Annotated in this window: 11 protein-coding genes; 6 read left to right on the plus strand and 5 right to left on the minus strand. The window is 72.3% G+C overall.

Features of this window, described 5'->3' with window-relative positions; all coding sequences use genetic code 11:
* Positions 1-18 precede the first annotated feature (18 nt).
* Positions 19-669, plus strand: coding sequence for an HD domain-containing protein (locus ACIA8O_RS12785; protein ID WP_396293711.1), 651 nt, complete (start codon positions 19-21; stop codon positions 667-669).
* 104 nt (positions 670-773) lie between these two features.
* Here ACIA8O_RS12785 and ACIA8O_RS12790 read toward each other — a convergent pair whose 3' ends face one another.
* Together ACIA8O_RS12790 and ACIA8O_RS12795 are read right to left on the minus strand one after the other, a co-directional pair.
* Complete coding sequence (locus tag ACIA8O_RS12790) at positions 774-9,698, minus strand: SpaA isopeptide-forming pilin-related protein (protein WP_396293712.1); 8,925 nt, start codon at positions 9,696-9,698, stop codon at positions 774-776.
* A 213-nt stretch (positions 9,699-9,911) separates the two neighbouring features.
* On the minus strand, positions 9,912-11,357 hold the full coding sequence (locus tag ACIA8O_RS12795; protein ID WP_396293713.1) for a glyceraldehyde-3-phosphate dehydrogenase: 1,446 nt from the start codon (positions 11,355-11,357) through the stop codon (positions 9,912-9,914).
* A gap of 315 nt (positions 11,358-11,672) precedes the next feature.
* Here ACIA8O_RS12795 and ACIA8O_RS12800 point away from each other — a divergent pair, with 315 nt between their 5' ends.
* Positions 11,673-12,992 (plus strand): hypothetical protein, encoded by a 1,320-nt coding sequence (locus tag ACIA8O_RS12800; protein ID WP_396293714.1) that lies wholly within the window; start codon positions 11,673-11,675, stop codon positions 12,990-12,992.
* Between the two features lie 28 nt (positions 12,993-13,020).
* On the opposite strand, the gene ACIA8O_RS12805 is transcribed toward ACIA8O_RS12800, so the two are convergent.
* Entirely contained in the window at positions 13,021-14,049 is a 1,029-nt protein-coding gene (locus ACIA8O_RS12805; protein WP_396293715.1) for a BadF/BadG/BcrA/BcrD ATPase family protein, read from the minus strand.
* 566 nt (positions 14,050-14,615) lie between these two features.
* Between ACIA8O_RS12805 and ACIA8O_RS12810 the strand changes: the two genes are divergently transcribed.
* The 3 genes from ACIA8O_RS12810 to ptlI all read left to right on the plus strand — a co-directional run bounded on the left by ACIA8O_RS12810 (position 14,616) and on the right by ptlI (position 17,573).
* Positions 14,616-15,536, plus strand: coding sequence for a transporter substrate-binding domain-containing protein (locus ACIA8O_RS12810; RefSeq protein WP_396293716.1), 921 nt, complete (start codon positions 14,616-14,618; stop codon positions 15,534-15,536).
* Positions 15,537-15,676: 140 nt separating this feature from the next.
* Positions 15,677-16,021: a gamma-glutamylcyclotransferase family protein gene (locus tag ACIA8O_RS12815; RefSeq protein ID WP_396293717.1), complete on the plus strand. Its 345-nt coding sequence runs from the start codon at positions 15,677-15,679 to the stop codon at positions 16,019-16,021.
* A 100-nt stretch (positions 16,022-16,121) separates the two neighbouring features.
* On the plus strand, positions 16,122-17,573 hold the full coding sequence (ptlI, locus tag ACIA8O_RS12820) for a pentalenene oxygenase (protein ID WP_396293718.1): 1,452 nt from the start codon (positions 16,122-16,124) through the stop codon (positions 17,571-17,573).
* A gap of 78 nt (positions 17,574-17,651) precedes the next feature.
* Here the strand turns inward: ptlI and ACIA8O_RS12825 are convergent, their stop codons facing one another.
* Positions 17,652-18,434, minus strand: a complete 783-nt coding sequence (locus tag ACIA8O_RS12825; RefSeq protein ID WP_396293719.1) for a DUF4253 domain-containing protein — start codon at positions 18,432-18,434, stop codon at positions 17,652-17,654.
* An 81-nt stretch (positions 18,435-18,515) separates the two neighbouring features.
* Between ACIA8O_RS12825 and ACIA8O_RS12830 the strand changes: the two genes are divergently transcribed.
* Complete coding sequence (locus tag ACIA8O_RS12830; RefSeq protein WP_396293720.1) at positions 18,516-18,989, plus strand: macro domain-containing protein; 474 nt, start codon at positions 18,516-18,518, stop codon at positions 18,987-18,989.
* A 2-nt stretch (positions 18,990-18,991) separates the two neighbouring features.
* Here the strand turns inward: ACIA8O_RS12830 and ACIA8O_RS12835 are convergent, their stop codons facing one another.
* Entirely contained in the window at positions 18,992-19,888 is an 897-nt protein-coding gene (locus tag ACIA8O_RS12835) for a LysR family transcriptional regulator (protein ID WP_396293721.1), read from the minus strand.
* Positions 19,889-19,975 lie beyond the last annotated feature (87 nt).

A 19,975-nucleotide genomic window follows, 5' to 3' on the forward strand; every position in this document is an offset into this window, starting at 1 on the left:
CGCTCCTAGGGTCGCCTCATGGACACCGAAGACCGCATCCTGCCGATGCTTCCGGACAATCCCGTCGCCCGTGCCGCCGTCGAGCTCGTCCGGTCGTGCGAGAGCGCACCCGTCGCGAACCACAGCATCCGCAGCTATGTGTTCGCCGTACTGGCGGCCGAACACGAGGGACTGGAGGCCGGCACCGACTTCGACGCCGAACTCCTCTTCCACGCCTGCGTCCTGCACGACCTCGGCGCCTCGCCGTCGGCGCCGGGCCTGGAACGATTCGAGGTGGAAGGCGCCGACATGGCCGCCCGGTTCCTCACCGAGCACGGCTACGGTGCCGATCGGACCGATCCGGTGTGGGAGGCGATCGCCCTGCACAGCTCGGGCGGCATCGCCGAACGCCGGGGCGCACTGGCCTACCTGACCCGGCGGGGCGTCGGCCTGGACTTCGGCGTCGGCAGCGAGTTCGTCACCGACGCCCAGGCCGAGGCACTCCACGGTCGTCACCCGCGCCTGGACATGGCCACCGTGCTGGTGGACGACATCGTCCGGCAGGCCGCCCGGTCGCCGCAGGCCGGTGCCCGCTACACCCTGCCCGGCGAGTTCCTCCGCGAACGCGGCGAACCCGGCGGCGTCACCGCCGTCGAACTCGCGGCGCGGGCCTCCCGGTGGGGCTCCTGACGGCAGGTCGGCCGAGCGGCGTTCACGGGCGGGCGGTGGGCGCAGCCGAGCGGGCGCGGTGGCACCGGTCGGTGCTGCCGCGCCCGCTCGGCGTGGGGCAGGGGTCAGCCCTTGCGGCGGCGGTGACGGAGGGTCAGGAGGAGGACCAGGCCGGCGCTGGAGAGGGCGGTGGCGAGGAGGGTGAGGAGGGTGGTGGGGGTGCTGCCGGTGGCGGGGAGGGGCTTCTTGGGCTCCTTCGGCTTCTCGGGCTCGTCGGGGGTGGGCGGGATGCGGTCGTTGTCGACGGTGACGGTGGTGGAGGCCTCGGGGCCGGTGGTGGTGAGGGTCAGTTCGGTGACGGGGGTGGTGGGGAGGCGGTAGCCGGCGGGGGCGGTGGTCTCCTCGGCGTAGTAGGTGCCCGGGGAGAGCGGGCCGAAGTGGCAGGCGCCTGCGGAGTCGGTGGCGCAGGGGGAGCCGGTGCGGGTGTCACCGTCGGGCTGGAGCCCGGCCGTGCCGTTGGTCTCGTGCCAGAGCTGGAAGACGGCTCCGGCGAGGGAGGCGTGGGTCCCGCCGTCGCGCTTGAGGACGTGGACGTAGCCGGGGCGGGGTTCGTTGACGGCGGTGACGAAGACGGGCTTGCGGTGGTTGTCCTGGGTGACGGTCAGCGGTCCGAGGACGGCGGGGGTGGGGAGGAGGTAGCCGGGCGGTGCCTGGGTCTCCTGCCAGTAGTAGCTGCCGAGCAGGACCTCGGCGCTGCACTGGCCATCGGAGGGGGTGGTGCAGGGGGTGCCGACGCGGGTGTCGGTGTCCGGCTGGAGGCCGGGGGTGGAGTTGGTCTCCTGCCAGAGCTGGAAGACCGCGCCGGGGAGGGCGTGGCCGTCGGGGGTGGTCTTGAGGACGACGACCCAGCCCTTGAGCGGACGGTCGACCGCCGTGACGGTGACGCCCCGGTCGAAGTTGGCGACCGTCAGGGTGAGCGGGCCGAACACCGGGTTGGCGGGGAGCTCGTAGCCGGAGGGGGCCTTGGTCTCCTGCCAGTAGTACGTGCCGATCCGGGTGATGGTGAAGCACCGGCCGTCGGTGGGGGTGGTGCAGGGATCACCGACGCGGGTGTCGCTGTCCGGCTGGAGGCCGGGGGTGGAGTTGGTCTCCTGCCAGAGCTGGAAGACCGCACCGGCGAGGGGTCGTCCGTCGGGGTCGGTCTTGAGGACGCTGACCGAACCGGGGAGGGGCTGGTCGACGGCGGTGACGCTCGCGCCGGTCGCGTAGGTGGAGGAGGTGATGGAGAGCGGGCCGAAGACGGCGGGGAGGGGGAGTTGGTAGCCGGCCGGGGCCTTGGTCTCCTGCCAGTAGTAGGTGCCGATCCCGACGGTGGCGGAGCACTCGCCGGAGAGCGGGGTGGTGCAGGGGGTGCCGATGCGGGTGTCGGTGTCGGTCTGGAGTCCGGTGGTGCCGTCGGTGTCCTGCCAGAGCTGGAACTCGGCTCCGGCAAGCGGGGCACCGCCCGGGTCGGTCTTGGTGACCGTCACCTTGCCGGTGACGGGCTGGTCGACGGCGGTGGTGGTCACGCCCTGCTGGTAGTTGGTGGGGGTGAGGGTGAGGGGGCCGAAGACGGGCTGAGTGGGGATCAGGTAGCCGTCGGGTGCCTGGGTTTCCTGCCAGTAGTAGGTGCCGAGGCCGACGGTGGTGGTGCACCGGCCGTCGGTGGGGGTGGTGCAGGGGGTGCCGATCTTGGTGTCGGTGTCGGTCTGGAGGTCTTCGACGGAGTTGGTGTCCTGCCAGAGCTGGAAGACGGCTCCGGGGAGGGCGTTGCCGTTCGGGTCGGTCTTGGTGACGGTGACCTGGCCGGTCATCGGCTGGTTCACCACGGTGATGGTGGCGCCGGCATCGGCGTTGGCGGCGGTGATCTCCAGGGGGCCGTTGATGCGCTGGGCCGGAAGGAGGTGGCCGTCCGGGGCCTTGGTCTCCTCCCAGTAGTACCGGCCGATCTCGACCTGCTGGGCGCAGAGGCCGTCGGCTGCGGCCCGGCAGGGTTCACCGACCGTCAGGTCGGGTGTGTCGCCGTCCCGTTGGAGGCCTTCGGTGCCGTTGTTCTCCCGCCAGAGGCGGAACTCGGCGCCGGAGAGGATCTTGCCGTTCGGGTCGGTCTTGAGCACCGTGACGCGGCCCCGGACGGGCTGGTCGACGGCGGTTGTGGTCACGCCCGCCTGGTAGTTGGTGGTGGTGAGGGTGAGGGGGCCGAAGACGGGCTGAGCGGGGATCAGGAAGCCGGGCGGTGCCTGGGTTTCCTGCCAGTAGTAGGTGCCGAGTTCGACGTTCGCGGTGCACCGGCCGTTGGCGGGGGTGGTGCAGGGGGTGCCTACGCGGGTGTCGGTGTCGGTCTGGAGTCCGGTGGTGCCGTTGGTGTCCTGCCAGAGCTGGAACTGAGCCCCCGTCAGGGGGTTGCCCTTGGGGTCGGTCTTGGTGACGGTGACGGCGCCGGTCATCGGCTGGTCGACGGCGGTGGTGGTGACGCCCGCCTGATAGGTGGTGAGGTCGAGCACCAGGGGCCCGAAGACGGCGGGGTCGGGGAGGAGGTAGCCGGTGGGGGCCTTGGTCTCCTGCCAGTAGTAGGTGCCGAGTTCGACGTTCGCGGTGCACCGGCCGTCGGCGGGCGTGGTGCAGGGGGCGCCGACCTTGGTGTCATCGGCTTGAAGGCCGGTGGTGCCGTTGGTCTCGTGCCAGAGCTGGAACTCGGCTCCGGCGAGGGTGTTGCCGGCGGGGTCGGTCTTGGTGACGGTGACGTCGCCCTTGACGGGCTGGTCGACGGCGGTGACCCCGGCGCCGGCCGAGTAGTTGGCCACCGTCAGGGTGAGGGGGCCGAAGACGGCGGGCGAGGGGAGGAGGAAGCCGGGCGGGGCCTTGGTCTCCTGCCAGTAGTAGGTGCCGATCTCCACGGAGTCCGAGCACTGGCCGGAGGCCGGGGTCGTGCACGGGGTGCCGACCGTGGTGTCCGGGGTGGTGCCGTCGGTCTGGAGCCCGGGGACCGAGTTGGTCTCGTGCCAGAGCTGGAAGGTTGCTCCGGCCAGGTTGTTGCCCTTGGGGTCGGTCTTGGTGACGGTCACCGTGCCCCGGGCGGGCTCGTTGACGGCGGTGACGCGGACCCCGGCGGTGTAGGTGGTGAGGTCGAGCACGAGCGGGCCGGCCACCGGCTGCGCCGGGAGGAGGAAGCCCGCCGGTGCCTGGGTCTCCTGCCAGTAGTACGTGCCGAGTTCGACGGTGGCACCGCACTCACCGACGGCCGTGGTGGTGCAGGGAGTGCCGATGCGGGTGTCGGCGTCGGTCTGGAGCCCGGCCACGCCGCTGGTCTCCTGCCAGAGCTGGAAGACCGCACCTTCCAGCAGGTTGCCCCGGGGGTCGGTCTTCACCACGGTCACCTTGCCGGTGACGGGCTGGTCGACGGCGGTGGTGCTGACGCCGGCCTGGTAGTTGGTGGTGGTGAGGGTGAGGGGGCCGAAGACGGGCTGAGTGGGGATCAGGAAGCCGTCGGGGGCCTGGGTTTCCTGCCAGTAGTAGGTGCCGAGGCCGACCGTTGCGGTGCACTGGCCGTTGGCAGGGGTGGTGCAGGGGGTGCCGATGCGGGTGTCGGTGTCGGTCTGGAGGCCGGTGGTGCCGTTGGTGTCCTGCCAGAGCTGGAACCGGGCGCCCGCCAGGAGGTTGCCCTTGGGGTCGGTCTTGGTGACGGTCACCCGGCCGGTCATCGGCTGATTGACCGCGGTGACGGTGACCCCGGTGGTGTAGGTGGTGAGGTCGAGCACCAGGGGGCCGGCCACCGGCTGCGCCGGGAGGAGGTAGCCGGTGGGGGCTTGGGTCTCCTGCCAGTAGTACGTCCCGAGTTCGACGCTGGTGGTGCACTGGCCGTTGGCAGGAGTGGTGCAGGCGTCGCCGATGCGGGTGTCGCCGTCGGTCTGCAGGCCTTCGACGGAGTTGGTCTCGTGCCAGAGCTGGAAGACGGCTCCGGCGAGGGGGGTGCCGTTGGGGTCGGTCTTGGTGACGGTGACGTTGCCTTTGACGGGCTGGTCGACGGCGGTGGTGGTGACGCCGGTTGAGTAGTTGGTGGTGGTGAGGGTGAGGGGGCCGAACACGGCGGGGGCGGGGAGGAGGAAGCCGGGTGGGGCTTGGGTCTCTTCCCAGTAGTAGGTGCCGAGGCCGACGGTGGTGGTGCACCGGCCGTTGGCGGGGGTGGTGCAGGGGGCGCCGACCCTGGTGTCGTCGGTCTGGAGTCCGGTGGTGCCGTTGGTGTCCTGCCAGAGCTGGAACTGAGCCCCCGTCAGGAGGTTGCCCTTGGGGTCGGTCTTGGTGACGGTGACGGCGCCGGTCATCGGCTGGTTCACCGCGGTGACGCTGACGCCGGCGGTGTAGGTGGTGAGGTCGAGCACCAGGGGGCCGGCCACCGGCTGGGCCGGGAGGAGGTAGCCGTCGGGTGCCTTGGTCTCCTGCCAGTAGTAGGTGCCGAGTTCGACCGAGGCGGTGCACTGGCCCGTGGCGGGGGTGGTGCAGGGGGTGCCGATGCGGGTGTCGGTGTCGGTCTGGAGCCCGGTGGTGCCGTTGGTCTCGTGCCAGAGCTGGAACTCGGCTCCGGCGAGGGTGTTGCCGGCGGGGTCGGTCTTGGTGACGGTGACGTTGCCCTTCACCGGCTCGTTGACGGCGGTCGCGGTGACACCGGCCTGGTAGTTGGCGGAGGTCAGGACCAGCGGGCCGAAGACGGGCTGAGCGGGGATCAGGTAGCCGTCGGGGGCCTGGGTTTCCTGCCAGTAGTAGGTGCCGAGTTCGACCGTGGCGGTGCACTGGCCGTTGGCGGGTGTGGTGCAGGGGGTGCCGATGCGGGTGTCGGTGTCGGTCTGGAGGCCGGTGGTGCCGTTGGTGTCCTGCCAGAGCTGGAACCGGGCGCCCGCCAGCAGGTTGCCCTTGGGGTCGGTCTTCACCACCGTGACCACACCGGTCATCGGCTGGTCGACGGCGGTTGCGGTGACTCCGGCCTGGTAGTTGGTGGAGGTCAACTCCAGGGGACCGAAGACGGGTTGGGCCGGGAGGAGGTAGCCGTCGGGGGCCTTGGTCTCCTGCCAGTAGTAGGTGCCGAGTTCGACCGTGGCGGTGCACTGGCCGTTGGCGGGTGTGGTGCAGGCGGTGCCGACGCGGGTGTCGGTGTCGGTCTGGAGCCCGGCGGTGGAGTTGGTCTCGCGCCAGAGCTGGAACTGCGCCCCCGCCAGTACCTGGCCACGCGGGTTGGTCTTGGTGACGGTGACGGCGCCGGTCATCGGCTGGTCGACGGCGGTGACGGTGACGCCCGCCTGATAGGTGGTCAGGTCGAGCACCAGGGGGCCGAAGACGGCGGGGGAGGGAAGGAGGAAGCCGTCCGGTGCCTTGGTCTCCTGCCAGTAGTAGGTGCCGAGTTCGACCGTGGCGGTGCACTGGCCGTTGGCGGGGGTGGTGCAGGGGGTGCCGATGCGGGTGTCGGTGTCGGTCTGGAGCCCGGCGGTGGAGTTGGTCTCGCGCCAGAGCTGGAACTGCGCCCCCGCCAGCACCTGGCCCTTGGGGTCGGTCTTGGTCACCGTGACGCTGCCCTTCACGGGCTCGTCGACGGCGGTCGCGGTGACGCCGGCGGTGTAGTTGGTGGAGGTCAGCACCAGTGGGCCGAAGACCGGCTGGGCGGGCAGCAGGTAGCCGTCCGGTGCCTTGGTCTCCTGCCAGTAGTAGGTACCGAGGCCGACCGTGGCGGTGCACTGGCCGTTGGCGGGCGTGGTGCAGATGGTGCCCACGCGCGTGTCGGTGTCGGTCTGGAGGCCAGGGGTGGAGTTGGTCTCGCGCCAGAGCTGGAACTGGGCGCCCGCCAGCACCTGGCCGCTCGGGTTGGTCTTGGTGGCGGTGACGGCGCCGGTCATCGGCTGGTCGACGGCGGTGGCGGTGACGCCGGTCTGGTAGTTGGCGGTGGTCAGGACGAGCGGGCCGAAGACGGGCTGAGCCGGCATCAGGAAGCCGTCGGGCGCCTTGGTCTCCTGCCAGTAGTACGTTCCGAGCGGGACGGTGGCGGTGCACTGGCCGTTGGCGGAGGTGGTGCAGACGGTGCCCACACGGGTGTCGGCGTCGGTCTGGAGCCCGGCGACGGAGTTGGTCTCGCGCCAGAGCTGGAACTGCGCTCCGGCCAGCACCTGCCCGGCCGGGTCGGTCTTGGTGACCGTCACGGCGCCGGTGAGCGGCTGGTCCACGGCGACCGTGGCGACGCCCGCCTGGTAGTTGGCGGAGGTGAGGACCGCCGGGCCGAAGACGCTGGGCGTCGGGAGCGAGTAGCCGTCGGGGGCCTTGGTCTCCTGCCAGTAGTAGGTGCCGAGTTCGACGGTGGCGGTGCACTGCCCGGACGCGGGGGTGGTGCAGGGGGTGCCGACCTTGGTGTCCGGGGTGGCGCCGGTGGCCTGGAGGCCCTCGGTGCCGTTGGTGTCCTTCCAGAGCTGGAAGACGGCACCCGGGAGCACCTTGCCCGCCGGGTCGGTCTTGGTCACCGTGAGTACGCCGGTCATCGGCTGGTCGACGGCGGTGACGGTGACGCCCTGCTGGTAATTGGTCAGGGTCAGGACGAGCGGGCCGAAGACCGGCTGAGCGGGCATCAGGTAGCCGGGCGGGGCCTGGGTCTCCTGCCAGTAGTAGGTGCCGAGCCCGACGGTGGCGGTGCACTGCCCGTTGGCGGGGGTGGTGCAGGGGGTGCCGACCTTGGTGTCCTGGCCGGCGCCGGTGCTCTGGAGCCCGGTGGTGGAGTTGGTCTCGCGCCAGAGTTGGAAGACCGCGCCCGGCAGCACCTTGCCGCTCGGGTCGGTCTTGGTGACGGTGACGGCGCCCTCCGGCTGGTTGAAGCCGAAGTCGTAGGTGTGGTTGTTCTGGCCCGGGCCGCCGGTGGTGACGGTGTACTCGGGGTACGTGCCCCCGGCCGGGACCCGGCCGTCGCTGTCGATGAAGTCGTTGGTCCCGGCGTCGGCCTGGGTGGGCACCCACTGGAAGAGCGGGCCGCCGGAGGCGTAGTCGGCGGGCAGGTCGACCTTGATCGTGTACTGGGTGTTCGGCTTGAGGCCGGTGGCGACGTTGGAGTTGTCGAAGTAGTACTCGCCGCGCGCGGTGGTCCTCATGGTGGCGACGATCGCACCGGTGGTGTCGTACAGCCGGACGGTGGCGCCGACCACCGGGTTCTCGCCCGGGTCCTGGATGCCGTCCTTGTCGACGTCGTACCAGACCCGGTTGCCGATCTGCAGCGGCGCCTCGTCGCACATCACTTCGAGGTCGGCCATCGAGCCGCCCTTGCCGAAGGAGGTGGTGAGCCGGTTGCCGTGGGTGGCGTCGCGCGGGCTGTCGGAGCCGTCGCGGTCGGCGAAGGCGGTGCCGCCGGAGAAGATCTCGCCGATCGGGTCGACGGCGGAGCTGGCGACGGTGGACTCGACCTTGGAGAGGGCGGTGCCGGCGAAGAAGCCGTTGCCGTGCTCCCAGTAGGTGCGGGTGTAGTAGTAGTTCTCGCCGCGGCCGGTCTTGCCGCAGCCGCCGTTCTCGGCCATCACGAAGGTGGTGCCGGACAGGCAGGCCCGGCTGAGCGAGCCGCCCGAGGCGGGCTGGTAGAGGCCGCTGCCGACGGCGATGATCTGGCCCTGGCCGACCTGGTCGGTCAGCCGGTCGCGGAAGCCGAGGATCAGCGAGCCGTCGGTGTCCACGATGACGTCGGCCAGGATCGGCTCGGGGTTGGAGTAGTACCCGGCCGGGCAGTTCTTGCCCTCCTGGGTGGTGGGGATCTGGTCGTTCCACGGGTACCAGGAGGCACCCTTGCAGTTCGACGCGGACTCGAAGGAGATCGGGCGCGGGAAGTCCAGCTTCTGGTCCATCACCACGGAGCCGAAGGTGCCCGCCACCGGATCGAAGGTGCGCACCACCGCCCGCAGGTCCGACTTGAGCTGGGTCGACTCGCCGGAGCAGACACCGCCGACGTAGACCACGCCGTCCTGGACGCCGAGTCCGTACGGGCGCCAGTCGCCCGCCTTCGGGCAGGCGGTGTCGGGCTGCGGGATCGGGTAGACGGCCTTGTAGGTGCTCGCGGTCTTCTGGGTCGCGTCGTAGCGGTAGAGCTGACGGTCCGCCAGGTTGACGACGTAGAGGTCCTTGCCGTCCTCGGAGACCTCGACGTCGCCGAGCGACTCCTTGGCGACGACCGGGGTGAAGGCGACGTCGGTGTTGCTGGTGAACTTGTGCGCCGTGGTCCCGGCGTCCGGGACGGTGGTGAAGAGGGTGGTGGTGTTGGTGGCCCGGTCGGTCAGGTAGATCGCGCCCTGGCCCGACGGGCCGTAGGCGGAGCTGCGGTGCGCGTGGGCGCCGCTGAAGATCCACTTCTTCTGCTTGCTGTACCCGATGCCGTAGAGCGCGCCGGTCTGGCTCTTGGTGGCCAGGTCGGTGGTGTCCTTGTCCACCCCGCGCGAGTTGTACGGGAACTGCACCAGGGTCCGGGTGGTGGCCGCCTCGGCCGGGTTCTCGCTGCGGATGCAGGCCGTGACCAGGGGGGCGTTGGTCTGGCAGTAGTCGCCCGGGTTCCAGAACGCGGTGGTGTACGAGACGTTCTTGCCGCCCGAGAGGTCGACGAACTCCTCGGTGCTGCTCAGCTTGGTCGGCGCCCCGGTCAGGCCGGTCCGGTCGGCGAAGGCCGAGTACAGGACGCCCGGCTTGGGGTTGACCACCTGGACCCGGTACCTGCCGCCGGTCAGCGTGCTGGTGCCGGCGTTCAGGGTGACCTGGCCGTTGGCGCCGGTGGTGCCGCTGACGGTGGTCCCGGCGTCGTCGGTGAGGTTGACCGTCACGCCGGACATGCCGGGCTCCAGGACGCTGTCGTACGCGCCGTTCCCGTTCACCTCGCGGACCACCCGGACGGTGACCGAGCCGTCCCCGGCGGCGGCCTCGGCGCCGGGCACCCAGCCGCCGAGGTAGCCGGCGCAGAGGGCGAGGACGGTGAGGGCGGCTGCCCTCTTCGGCGGACGGTACAGGGCGGACACAGGCGGTACCTGGGCCTTTCTCCGGACGGTGCTGTTCTCCGGAGAATGTCCTAAGAGATGAGACCCCTACTTTCTGAAACGCCGTCAAACCGTATTGTCCGACGCCCGTTTTCATCCCCTCGGCCGAGCAGGGGTTGCGCGAACGGCCGAGGCCGCCCCCGCGCGGTGGCGGGGGCGGCCTCGGTCAGCCGGGTGCGGCGTCCTGACGGGAGGTCAGGCCGTCGGGGCCGGGAAGGTCGGGTACTCGACGCCCGAGACGTGCTGGACGACCCGCACGACCTGGCAGGAGTAGCCGAACTCGTTGTCGTACCACAGGTAGAGGATGGCGTTGTCGCCGTCCACCTTGAGCGCGCCCGCGTCCACGATGGAGGCGTGGCGGGAGCCGATGAAGTCGTTCGACACCGCGTCGGGGGCGTTGGTGAAGTCGATCTGACGGCGCAGCGGCGAGGTCAGCGACACCTCGCGCAGGTGGTCCAGGACCTCCTCGCGGGTGGTCTCGCGGGCCAGCTGCAGGTTCAGGATCGCGATCGAGACGTCCGGCACGGGGACGCGGATCGAGCTGCCGCTGATCTTCGCCTTGAGGTCCGGCAGGGCCTTGGCGACGGCGGACGCGGCACCGGTCTCGGTGATCACCATGTTCAGCGCGGCGGCGCGGCCACGGCGGTCCGAGGAGTGGTAGTTGTCCAGCAGGTTCTGGTCGTTGGTGTACGAGTGGACGGTCTCCACGTGGCCGCGGAGCACGCCGTACTCGTCCGCCATCGCCTTCAGCGGCGGGACGATCGCGTTGGTGGTGCAGGACGCGCAGGAGATGATCTGCTCGTCCGGCTTGATGGTGTCGTGGTTGACACCGTGCACGATGTTCGGCACGTCGCCCTTGCCCGGGGCGGTCAGCACGACCTTGGCGATGCCGGGCCGGAGGTGCTTCGACAGGCCCTCGCGGTCCCGCCAGATGCCGGTGTTGTCGACCAGGATGGCGTCGTTGATGCCGTACTCGGTGTAGTCGACCGTGGTCGGGTCGTTCGAGTAGATGACCTGGATCGCGGTGCCGTTGGCGATGATCGTGTTGGTCGCCTCGTCCACCGTGATGGTGCCGTTGAACTGACCGTGGATCGAGTCGCGGCGCAGCAGCGAGGCGCGCTTCACGAGGTCGTCGCCCTTGCCCTTGCGGACCACGATGGCCCGCAGGCGCAGGCCGTTGCCCGAGCCGGCCTTCTCGACCAGCAGACGGGCCAGCAGGCGGCCGATCCGGCCGAAGCCGTAGAGGACGACATCGCGGGACTCGCGGCGCTCCAGCTTGTTGGGGCCGACCGCACCGGCCACCGCCTCAGCCGTGAACTCCTCGACCGTCAGGCCGCGGGTGTCGTTCTTGTAGGTGGCCGCGAGGATCCCGAGGTCGATCTGGGACGGGCCGAGGTCGAGCGAGGTGAGCGCGTGCAGGAAGGGCAGCGTCTCGGTGACCGAGAGCTCCTCGCCGGCGATCTGGCGGGCGAACCGGTGGGTCTTGAGGATGGAGACAACCGACTTGTTCACCAGGGAGCGGCTGTGCAGCAGGACGTTGACGTCCTTCTCCCGGTGGAGTCGGCCGATGATCGGAATCATCGACTCCGCGATCTCCTCGCGGTTGTTCCAGTTCGTGAGCACGTCGTCGTTGACAGTCACAAGTCCATCTTTCGAGGGTAGGGCCTTGGCTCCATGCTAACTTCGGCCGCTCTCGATCTTGCCGCCGGACCACCTCTGACCAGGTACGGAGCCCGGGCGGGGTGACGGACTTCACGGTCAGGACCCTCGCGAACCGTCAGATCGGGCCGCCCGGGGGCGGGTGGGGCGGTGACCGTTCAGGAACGAACCGTTCCCGGGGACGCCGGAAAACCCGGTTGCCCGGGCGGGCGGAGGCACCGATGATCGGGCGGGCCCGTGCCGCGTACCCGGGCGCCGTGACGCATCCGTCGCACCGAGAACCCTGGAGGAAGACCTTTGCACCCTGACCTCGCCAAGGCACAGGAACTGCTCGACGCCGAGGACCTGCCCGGGGCGGCCCGCGCGTTGCGGGGGCTCGCCGAGCAGGTCCCCAGCGGTGAACTCGCCTGGTTGGTCCAGAGGTTGGGGTGGCTCGCCGGGATCGAGGAGCTGGCCGGGGCGGCCGCCGTGCTCAAGGACAACCAGGACGACCCGGCGGCGCTGTACGAGTACGGCTACGCCTGCATCGAGCACGGGCTCCCGGCGCTCGCCGTGCCCGCCCTGCGCGAGGCCCTGGCGATCGTCACCACGCCGAAGCGCCGGCTGTTCGGCCGGCCCCGGCCGGTGGACCCGAAGCAGGTCCGGCGGGTGCTGCTGGAGCTGGTGTCGGCGTTGGAGGACGGCGAGCGGCACGCCGAGGCCGTCGAGGTGCTGCGCGCGCACGAGGCGGGGCTGGGGGACTGGCCGGAGCGCTACCTGATGGCGTTCAACGCGCTGATGGGCGGTCAGCTGGAGGCGGCCCGCGAGGTGTACGGGCGGCTGTCCGGGCCCGAGGAGATGTGGCGCCCGGCCGGGGAGCGGATCGCCCGCTCGCTGGCCCGGGCCGCGGCCGTCCCGCCGGTGGGCGAGCAGGACCTGCGCGGCTGGCACCACGTGCTGACGGGCGGTCTGCTGCTCACCCTCTCGCCGCACGGCTTCCGGGCCGGGATGACCGGCCGCTACGCCTACCTGGGCGACACCTTCGACAACTGCCGGTTCGGGCTGGAGCGGCTCCGCCTGGTGCTGGACGCCACCGGGCGCGGGGTGACCTCGGTGGCGCTGCTGCCGGACCGGGGCAGCCGGGCGCTCGGGCTGGCCGCGGCCGCGCTGCTCGGGGTGCCGGCCGCGCCGTACCGGCCGGGGGTCGCGGGCGCGCTGGTGGTGGCCTACGACCTGAACGCCTGTGACCAGGAGCTGGTCGCCCGGCTGAGCGAGCGCGCGCCGGACGAGCTCCTCTACGAGCACGCCACCTGCTGGACGGACACGCCGATCGTCTCGGCGGACGTCTGCGGCCTGCTGGTGCAGACGGTGGTCGCGCCGTGGGAGCCGGGCCTGAGCTTCGACGAGGACGGGCGGCGCCGCGAGGCGCCGCCCGACGAGCGGCCGGCCGAGCAGCTCGCGGAGGAGATCCTCGCGGCGGCCGGCACGCCGGACGAGGGCGACGAGGACGCTCCGGCCGACCCGGACTCCGCGCTGGCGGAGTTCGCCGCGCGGGCGGCCGGGGTGTGGGCGGTGGCGGGGGCGCCGCGCGACCGGGTGCGGTCCTCGGGGCCGGTGCCGAGCGGGCGCTTCGCCTGACGGGGCGTCGGACGTCAGGGGGCGGGCGTCAGAGGTCGCGGACGTCCAGGAGCGGCGGGCTCACCGGCCAGGGCGGGTCCGCCGCCGTCACCGTTGACGCGGCCAGGCGGAGGGCGCCGAGCAGGGGCGGGCCGTCGGGGGTGTGCAGGCGGACCTCCGGGGGGAGGGCGGCGAGGGTCGCGGCGCGGAGCGGTTCGAGGTTGAACAGGCCGCCGGTGAGGGCGAGACGGGGCTCGCGCAGGCCGGCCACGGCTGCCGTGGCGGTGGCCGCGATCTCCGCGCCGGCCCGGCGGAGCAGCTCGGCGGAGACCGGGCAGCCCTGCGCGGCGGCGGCGGCCACGTCGGGGGCGAAGGCGGCCAGCAGACCGGCGCGGTCGGCCCGGGTCTGCAGGGCGGCGGGGAGTCCGTCGGCCGGGCCGTAGCGTTCCCGGGCCAGCGTCAGGAGGGCGGGGGAGCCGCCGGTGCGGCCGTCCTGGGCGCGCAGCGCGGCCTCCAGCCCGGCCCGGCCGAGCCAGGAGCCGCCGCCGCAGTCGCCGAGCAACTGGCCCCAGCCGTCGACCCGCCGCCAGGCGGCGGTGGCTCCGGGCCGGTCCTCGGACGTGGGGCGGGGGTCGGCGGAGGGTGCCGGGTGGAGGCCGAGGGCGACCACGCCGGTGCCGGCGGCGACGACCGCGCCCGGGTGCGGGCCGAGGGCTCCGGCGTAGGCGCTGACGGCGTCGCTGGCCAGGACCAGGCGGCGCGCGCCGGTGGCACGGGCCAGGGGTGTGGGCAGCTCGGCGGCCAACTCCCGCCCCAGCAGGGCCATTCCGGTCGCGCCGACCGCCACGGCGGTCACCCGGATGCCGGGCGTGACCAGCTCGGCGAGGGCGGGCAGCAGCCGTTCGAGCAGGGCGGCGGCGTCCTGGCCGTCGGTGCCGATCCGGGCGGGGGCGGGGATCCGGGTGGAGCGGAGGACGGAGTCCGGCCGGTCGGCCGGGGCGAGGGCGAGCCGGATGCCGGTGCCGCCGACGTCGATGCCGAGGACCTGCTCGGGGGTGCCGGCCGGGCTGCGGTGCACTCGTTCCCTCCCACTCGTGTCGCTCCGCGACATTCTGGCACTGCCGTTGCCGCATCGGCGCGGCTGCCGACGGACCGTCTGTTCCGGTACGCCGGGCCGGGCCTGGACGCCGGTGGTCTCCTGGCGGTGGTCTCCCGGACCGCCTCCGCTCCGAGGACGGCGGCCCACCGGCCTGGTCGGCTGCCCAGCCTTCGGCGTCCTCGCCTCCTGAGGGGCCGTGACCTGGCCTTTCGTGCAGGAGGAGCTGCCCGTTCGGTCCTCCGCCCGGCGGCCGGGCGGACGTGATCCCGTGAAGATCCTGGAAGGGCTCGGTGAACTCGCGTGGCGGAGCATCGCCCCAGCTGGGAGGACGTGCCCGGGAACCTGACGGTGCACGAACCCGGGGGAGGGGTGGCGTGGGCATGCTGGTTATCATCGGTCCGGCAGTTCGTCGGACGGCGGTCGACGGAAGCGTTCCCGTGGCAGTGCCATGCGCGGGGAGGGACCCATCGGCGCGGGGGCCGGACGGGTGCCCGCGGTGTTCCCGCCGAAGCCGTGCCCGGCCCCGCACCGCGCGATCCGTCGGGATGAACATGAACAAGGGCCTCGCCAGCCGTGGCACCCAAGCCGTCACCGGAGCCGTCATCGGCGCCCTGCTGCTCACCGCCTGCGGCTCGGGCTCGGCGGCCGACAAGAAGGTCGACCTCAAGGACCAGCTGCCGCAGCAGTACCGGGACGCCGGGGTGATCAAGGTCGGCGCCTCCTTCACCGCCGCCCCGGTGATCTTCAAGAACGGCCAGGGCAAGGCGGACGGACTGGACGCCGACCTGGCCGCCGCGATGGAGAAGCTGCTCGGCGTGAAGTTCGAGTTCTTCGACGCCGGCCCGTTCGCCAAGGTGCTGCCCGGGCTGTTCGAGAAGAAGTACGACATCGGGATGTCCGGCATCACCGACACCCGCGAGCGCCAGCAGGGCCTGGACAAGAACGGCGACCAGATCAACGAGGGCGTGGACTTCGTCGACTACTTCATGGCCGGCATCGGCATGGTGGTCAAGGAGAAGAACCCCAAGGGCGTCTCCAGCATCGACGACCTCTGCGGCCACTCCGTGACGGTCAAGAAGGGCACCACCCACAACGACCTGGTGGCCCGTCAGCAGAAGGCCTGCGACCACGCCGGCAAGCCGCTCAAGATGCTGGAGACCGGCTCCGACGACGAGGCCCTGGTCAACGTCCGCAACGGCAGCGCCGACGTCTACCTCACCGACTACCCCAAGGCCCAGTACAACGTGCTGATGCTGGACGAGGGGCGCACCTACGACCTGGCCGGGCCGCAGCTCCAGTCCCGCCCGTTCGGCATCGCCGTCCGCAAGGGCGACCAGCAGCTCCGCGACGTCCTGGTCAAGGCGGTCAACACCCTGATCCTGGACGGCACCTACGACGCCGTCCTGCAGAAGCGCCAGCTCACCGAGGGCGCCATCCAGAACGCCGTGGTCAACGGCAGCCACTGAGGCCCGCCGCCGCGGCCCGCACTCGCGGTCCACACCTGTGGTCCGTCGCACCCGTACCGGTGATCCGCCCTCCCGGTACGGGTGTTCGGCCTGCTTGGATGGCGGGTGCCCCGTCCCGAGCGACCACGGAGGAACCCGCGATGACCCACCGTCTGTTCTCCTACGGCACCCTGCAGCTGGAGCAGGTCCAACTCGACCGCTTCGGACGCCTGTTGGAGGGGATCCCCGACGCACTGCCCGGCCACCGGATGACCGTGATCCGGGTCACCGACCCCGAGGTGATAGCCGCCAGCGGCACCGACCACCACCCGCTGGTGCTGCCCTCGGACGATCCGGAGGACCTGGTCGAGGGCAGCGTCCTCACCCTCACCGACGAGGAGCTGGCCGCCGCGGACGACTACGAGGTGGACGACTACGCCCGCCGCGAGGTGCTGCTCGCCTCCGGCACCCGGGCCTGGGTGTACCTCTCCGCCGCCGAGGTCTAGAAGCCCCTGGGACTTCACCCGTGCGGCCGACCGGCCGATGTAGTCCTCGAAGCGTGCCGCCGGACGGGTGCGGCGCGCTCCGAGGGCGAGGAGGAGCGCGGTGGTCCAGCAGGGCTTCGAGGTCGGGACGGCACCCGGGGCGGTGCCCGGGATCGGGCACGCCTGGCAGATGATGCGCAGTCCGGTCCGGTTCATGACCTCCCTGGCCGCCCACGGCGACCTGGTGCGGATCAGGATCGGGCCGTCCACCGCCTACGTGCCCTGCCATCCCGAGCTGCTGCGCCGGGTGCTGACGGGCGATCAGGTCTACGACAAGGGCGGGGTCTTCTACGACCGGGCCCGCGACGTGGCCGGGAACGGCCTGGTCACCTGCCCGCACCGGGACCACCGGCGCCAACGGCGGCTGATGCAGGGCGCCTTCACCCGACCGCAGCTGCGGCACTACGCCGGGGCGATGCAGGCCGAGATCGAGGCCACCACCGGGCGCTGGCGGGACGGTCAAGTGATCGACGCCTTCCCGGAGTTCTACGGTCTGGCACTGCGGGTGGTGGCCCGTACGCTCTGGTCCACCGCGCTCGGGCCGGAGGACACCCGGGGCGTGGAGCGGGCCTTCGACACGGTGCTCAACGGGCTGTTCCGCCAGATGTTCCTGCCCGGGCCGCTGCGCCGCCTGCCGACCCCGGCCAACCGCCGCTACCGGTCGGCGCTGCGGCACCTGCACGAGGTGACCCGGCGGCTGGTCGCCGGGTACGACGGGAAGCCGGGGCCGGGGCCGGCGCCGGCGGGCGGCGCGGCGGCCCCGGGCGGGCTGGACCTGCTCGGCGCCCTGCTGGCGGCCCGGGACGAGGACGGCGGGCGGCTGGGCGAGGCCGAACTGCACGACCAGGTGATCACCGTGATGGCGGCGGGCACCGAGACGGTGGCCGCCACCCTGGTCTGGGTGTTCCACCGGCTGGCCCAACACCCCTCGGTGGCGCAGGAGTTGTACCGGGAGGTCGACGCCGTGCTGGGCGGCCGCCCGGCGGCCTGGGAGGACCTCCCCGCCCTCGCGCTGACCGACCGGGTGGTCACCGAGACCCTCCGCCTGCACCCGCCCGGCTGGCTGTTCACCCGGCTGACCAGCACCGGGACCGAACTGGCCGGGGTGCCGCTGCCGGCCGGCTCCACCCTGGTGTTCAGCCCGGCCGCGGTGGCCCGCGACCCGGAGGCCTTCCCGCACCCGCACGAGTTCCGCCCCGACCGCTGGCTGCCCGAGGAGGAGACGCCGCTCGCCCGCCAGGCGTTCACCGCCTTCGGCGCCGGGGCCCGCAAGTGCCTCGGCGACCTCTACGCCCGGACCGAGGCCACCCTGGCCCTGGCCACCGTGCTGAGCCGCTGGCGGCTCGAACCCGAGCCGGACGCCGACGTCCGCGCCGTGCCGCTCGCCACCGTGTACCGGCCCCGGCGGCTGCGGCTGCGCCTGACGGACCGTACGCCCGCGGCGGGCCCGGAGGAGCCGGGGGAGTCGGCGGAGTCGGTGTACAGAGGTGCGGAGGGGGCGCGCGGGGCATAGGCGATCAACTCGCGCACCACCATCCGCTCCGGGCGGCCGATCACGGTCTGACGGACGGTCAGCGACTGGTCCGCTCCGTCAGTCCCACCAGAACGTCCAGGCAGGGGAGTTGACGAGGGTGGCGGCGTGGCGGGCCAGCGTGTCGGCCCGCCCCTGCCGGAGCGTGCCCGGGCAGAAGGCGACGTGCTCGGCCGCCAGGTGCAGCGCCGCCCCCTCCGTCGCCGGGGGCGCTGCCACGCTCACCACCAGCCCCGTCGCGTCCGCCGAGACCAGCCGGGCCCCGAAGCGGTCCTCCCAGCTCGCCAGCACCGCGGCGTACGTGCCGGTGTCGTCCTCCTGCTCCGCCACCCCGTCCCAGCCCACCACTGCCAGCGCCTCGGCGCCCGACTCCGCCGGCACCAGCCCGAGGCGGCAGTGCGGCCGCCTCGCCAGCACCTCCCGGGCACAGCGCCCCGCGGCCTCCTCGGGGGACTCCCTCCGCACACCCCTCGGTGCCGGCCCCGGCCACCGCACCCCGAACGGCGCGGTCGTCCCCGGGTCGTCCTCCTCCCGCAGCCAGCTCTCCCACCAGCGGGCCAGCAGCCGCTGCGGGTCGTACAGGTCCGGCCGGGAGGCCCTGCCCGGCGACAACTCCCCGCCACCCCAAGGCCGGTAGCCCTCCTCGTCCGGATCCTCCGAGTCGAGCAGCAGTGGCCACAGCCCCGACCGCGGGTGCTCCGCCAGCAGCCGCTCCCACACCCGCGCCGTCGTGGGCCCCGCGCTCATCCAGAGCACCGGCCCGTCCCCGGCCCCGTACTCCTGCTCCACCGGCGCCCCGGGCGGCAGCAACGCCGCCACGTCCGCCAACAGTTCCGTGATCACCCGCCGCACGCTACTTCCGCCCGCCGACACCCCCGAGGGATTGCTCGAACGGATGTCCGTCGGTCGCGCTAGCGTGGCGCGATGCACCCGCTCCGGATCGTCAAGGGCGACGCCACCGCCCCGCAGGCCAAGGGCCCCAAGCTGATCGTCCACGTCTGCAACGACCTCGGCGGCTGGGGCAAGGGCTTCGTCCTGGCCGTCTCCCGCCGCTGGCCCGAGCCCGAGCGCGAGTACCGCCGCTGGCACCGCCAGCGGGCCCACAACGACTTCGCCCTCGGCGCGGTCCAGTTCGTCCCGGTCCGCCCGGACACCGAGGTCGCCAACCTGATCGGCCAGCGCGGCATCCGCACCGGCAGCGCCGGGGTCCCCGTCCGCTACGAGGCCCTGGAGCGCGGCCTCCACACCGTCGCGGCCCACGCCCTCGCCACCGGGGCCTCCGTCCACATGCCCCGCATCGGCTGCGGCCTCGCCGGCGGCAGCTGGGACCGCGTCGAACCCCTCGTCACCACCGCCCTCACCGACCGCGGGGTCGCGGTCACCGTCTACGACCACTGAGTTCAGGGGCCCTGCGGGTCGTGGACGCCGAGGTCGCGGACGACGGCGGCGAAGGCGCGGATCAGGTCGGTCTCGGTCTCGCCGCGCCAGACCAGGCCGAAGTCGAGGGGCGCCATGTCGGTGACGGGGAGGTAGGCGACGTCGGGGCGGGGCCAGAAGCGGCTGACGTGCCGGGGGAAGAGGTTGACGATCTCGCCGGAGCTGATGAGGGTGAAGGCGTCCTCCATGCTGTCGATGCGCGGGCCGCGCTCGATGGTCCGGCCCTTGGGGGTGTGGGGCGGGGTGAAGGAGTCCATCCAGTAGGCCGGGAGGTCGAGGTTGGACGAGGTCTGGAAGTCGCCGAGCATCTCCAGGCCGACCGAGCGGCGTCCGCCCAGGTCGTGGTCCAGGGAGACCGCCAGGACCCGGGACTCGGCGAGGAGTTGAGGGCCGGTCACCAGGTCGGGTTCGAGGACGGGGAGCCAGCAGACCAGGATGTCGACCTCGCCGTTGCGCAGGCCCGCGAAGGGTTCGGCGAAGGGGGCGTGGCGGATCTTGAGGCCCCACCGGGGGTGGCGGGTGCGGAAGGTCTCCCAGTAGGGGCGCAGGTCGTGGGCGTTGCCGGGGATCATGCCGATGCGCAGGACGTCGGTCTTGCCCTGGGCGGCGAGCCTGGCGCGTTCGAGGCTCTCGCGCAGGCTCCGGTAGACGGGTGCGAGGTCGTTGCGCAGCTGTTCGCCGGCCCGGGTGAGCCGGACGTTGCGGCTGTCGCGGAGGAAGAGTTCGGTGCCGATGGCGCGTTCCTGGGCCTTGATGGCCTGGCTGACGCGGGCGGTGGTGACGTGGAGGCGTTGGGCGGTGCGGCCGAAGTGGAGCTCCTCGGACAGCGTCAGGAAGATCTCGATGTCCCGCATTTCCATGGTGCCCACCCCGTTGACCAGCGGCTCGACCCCGTTCGAGCGCGAGTCACAGTGACACGTCGCGACCGCTGTGGCAAAGCGGGGACG

The sequence above is a fragment of the Kitasatospora sp. NPDC051853 genome (genome assembly GCF_044452665.1).
GTDB lineage: Bacteria > Actinomycetota > Actinomycetes > Streptomycetales > Streptomycetaceae > Kitasatospora.

Coding starts and splice junctions, on each gene's coding strand:
- ACIA8O_RS12785 (WP_396293711.1), top strand. CDS start 19: ATGGACACCGAAGACCGCATCCTGCCGATGCTTCCGGACAATCCCGTC.
- ACIA8O_RS12810 (WP_396293716.1), top strand. CDS start 14,616: ATGAACATGAACAAGGGCCTCGCCAGCCGTGGCACCCAAGCCGTCACC.
- ACIA8O_RS12815 (WP_396293717.1), top strand. CDS start 15,677: ATGACCCACCGTCTGTTCTCCTACGGCACCCTGCAGCTGGAGCAGGTC.
- ACIA8O_RS12830 (WP_396293720.1), top strand. CDS start 18,516: ATGCACCCGCTCCGGATCGTCAAGGGCGACGCCACCGCCCCGCAGGCC.
- ACIA8O_RS12835 (WP_396293721.1), bottom strand. CDS start 19,888: ATGGAAATGCGGGACATCGAGATCTTCCTGACGCTGTCCGAGGAGCTC.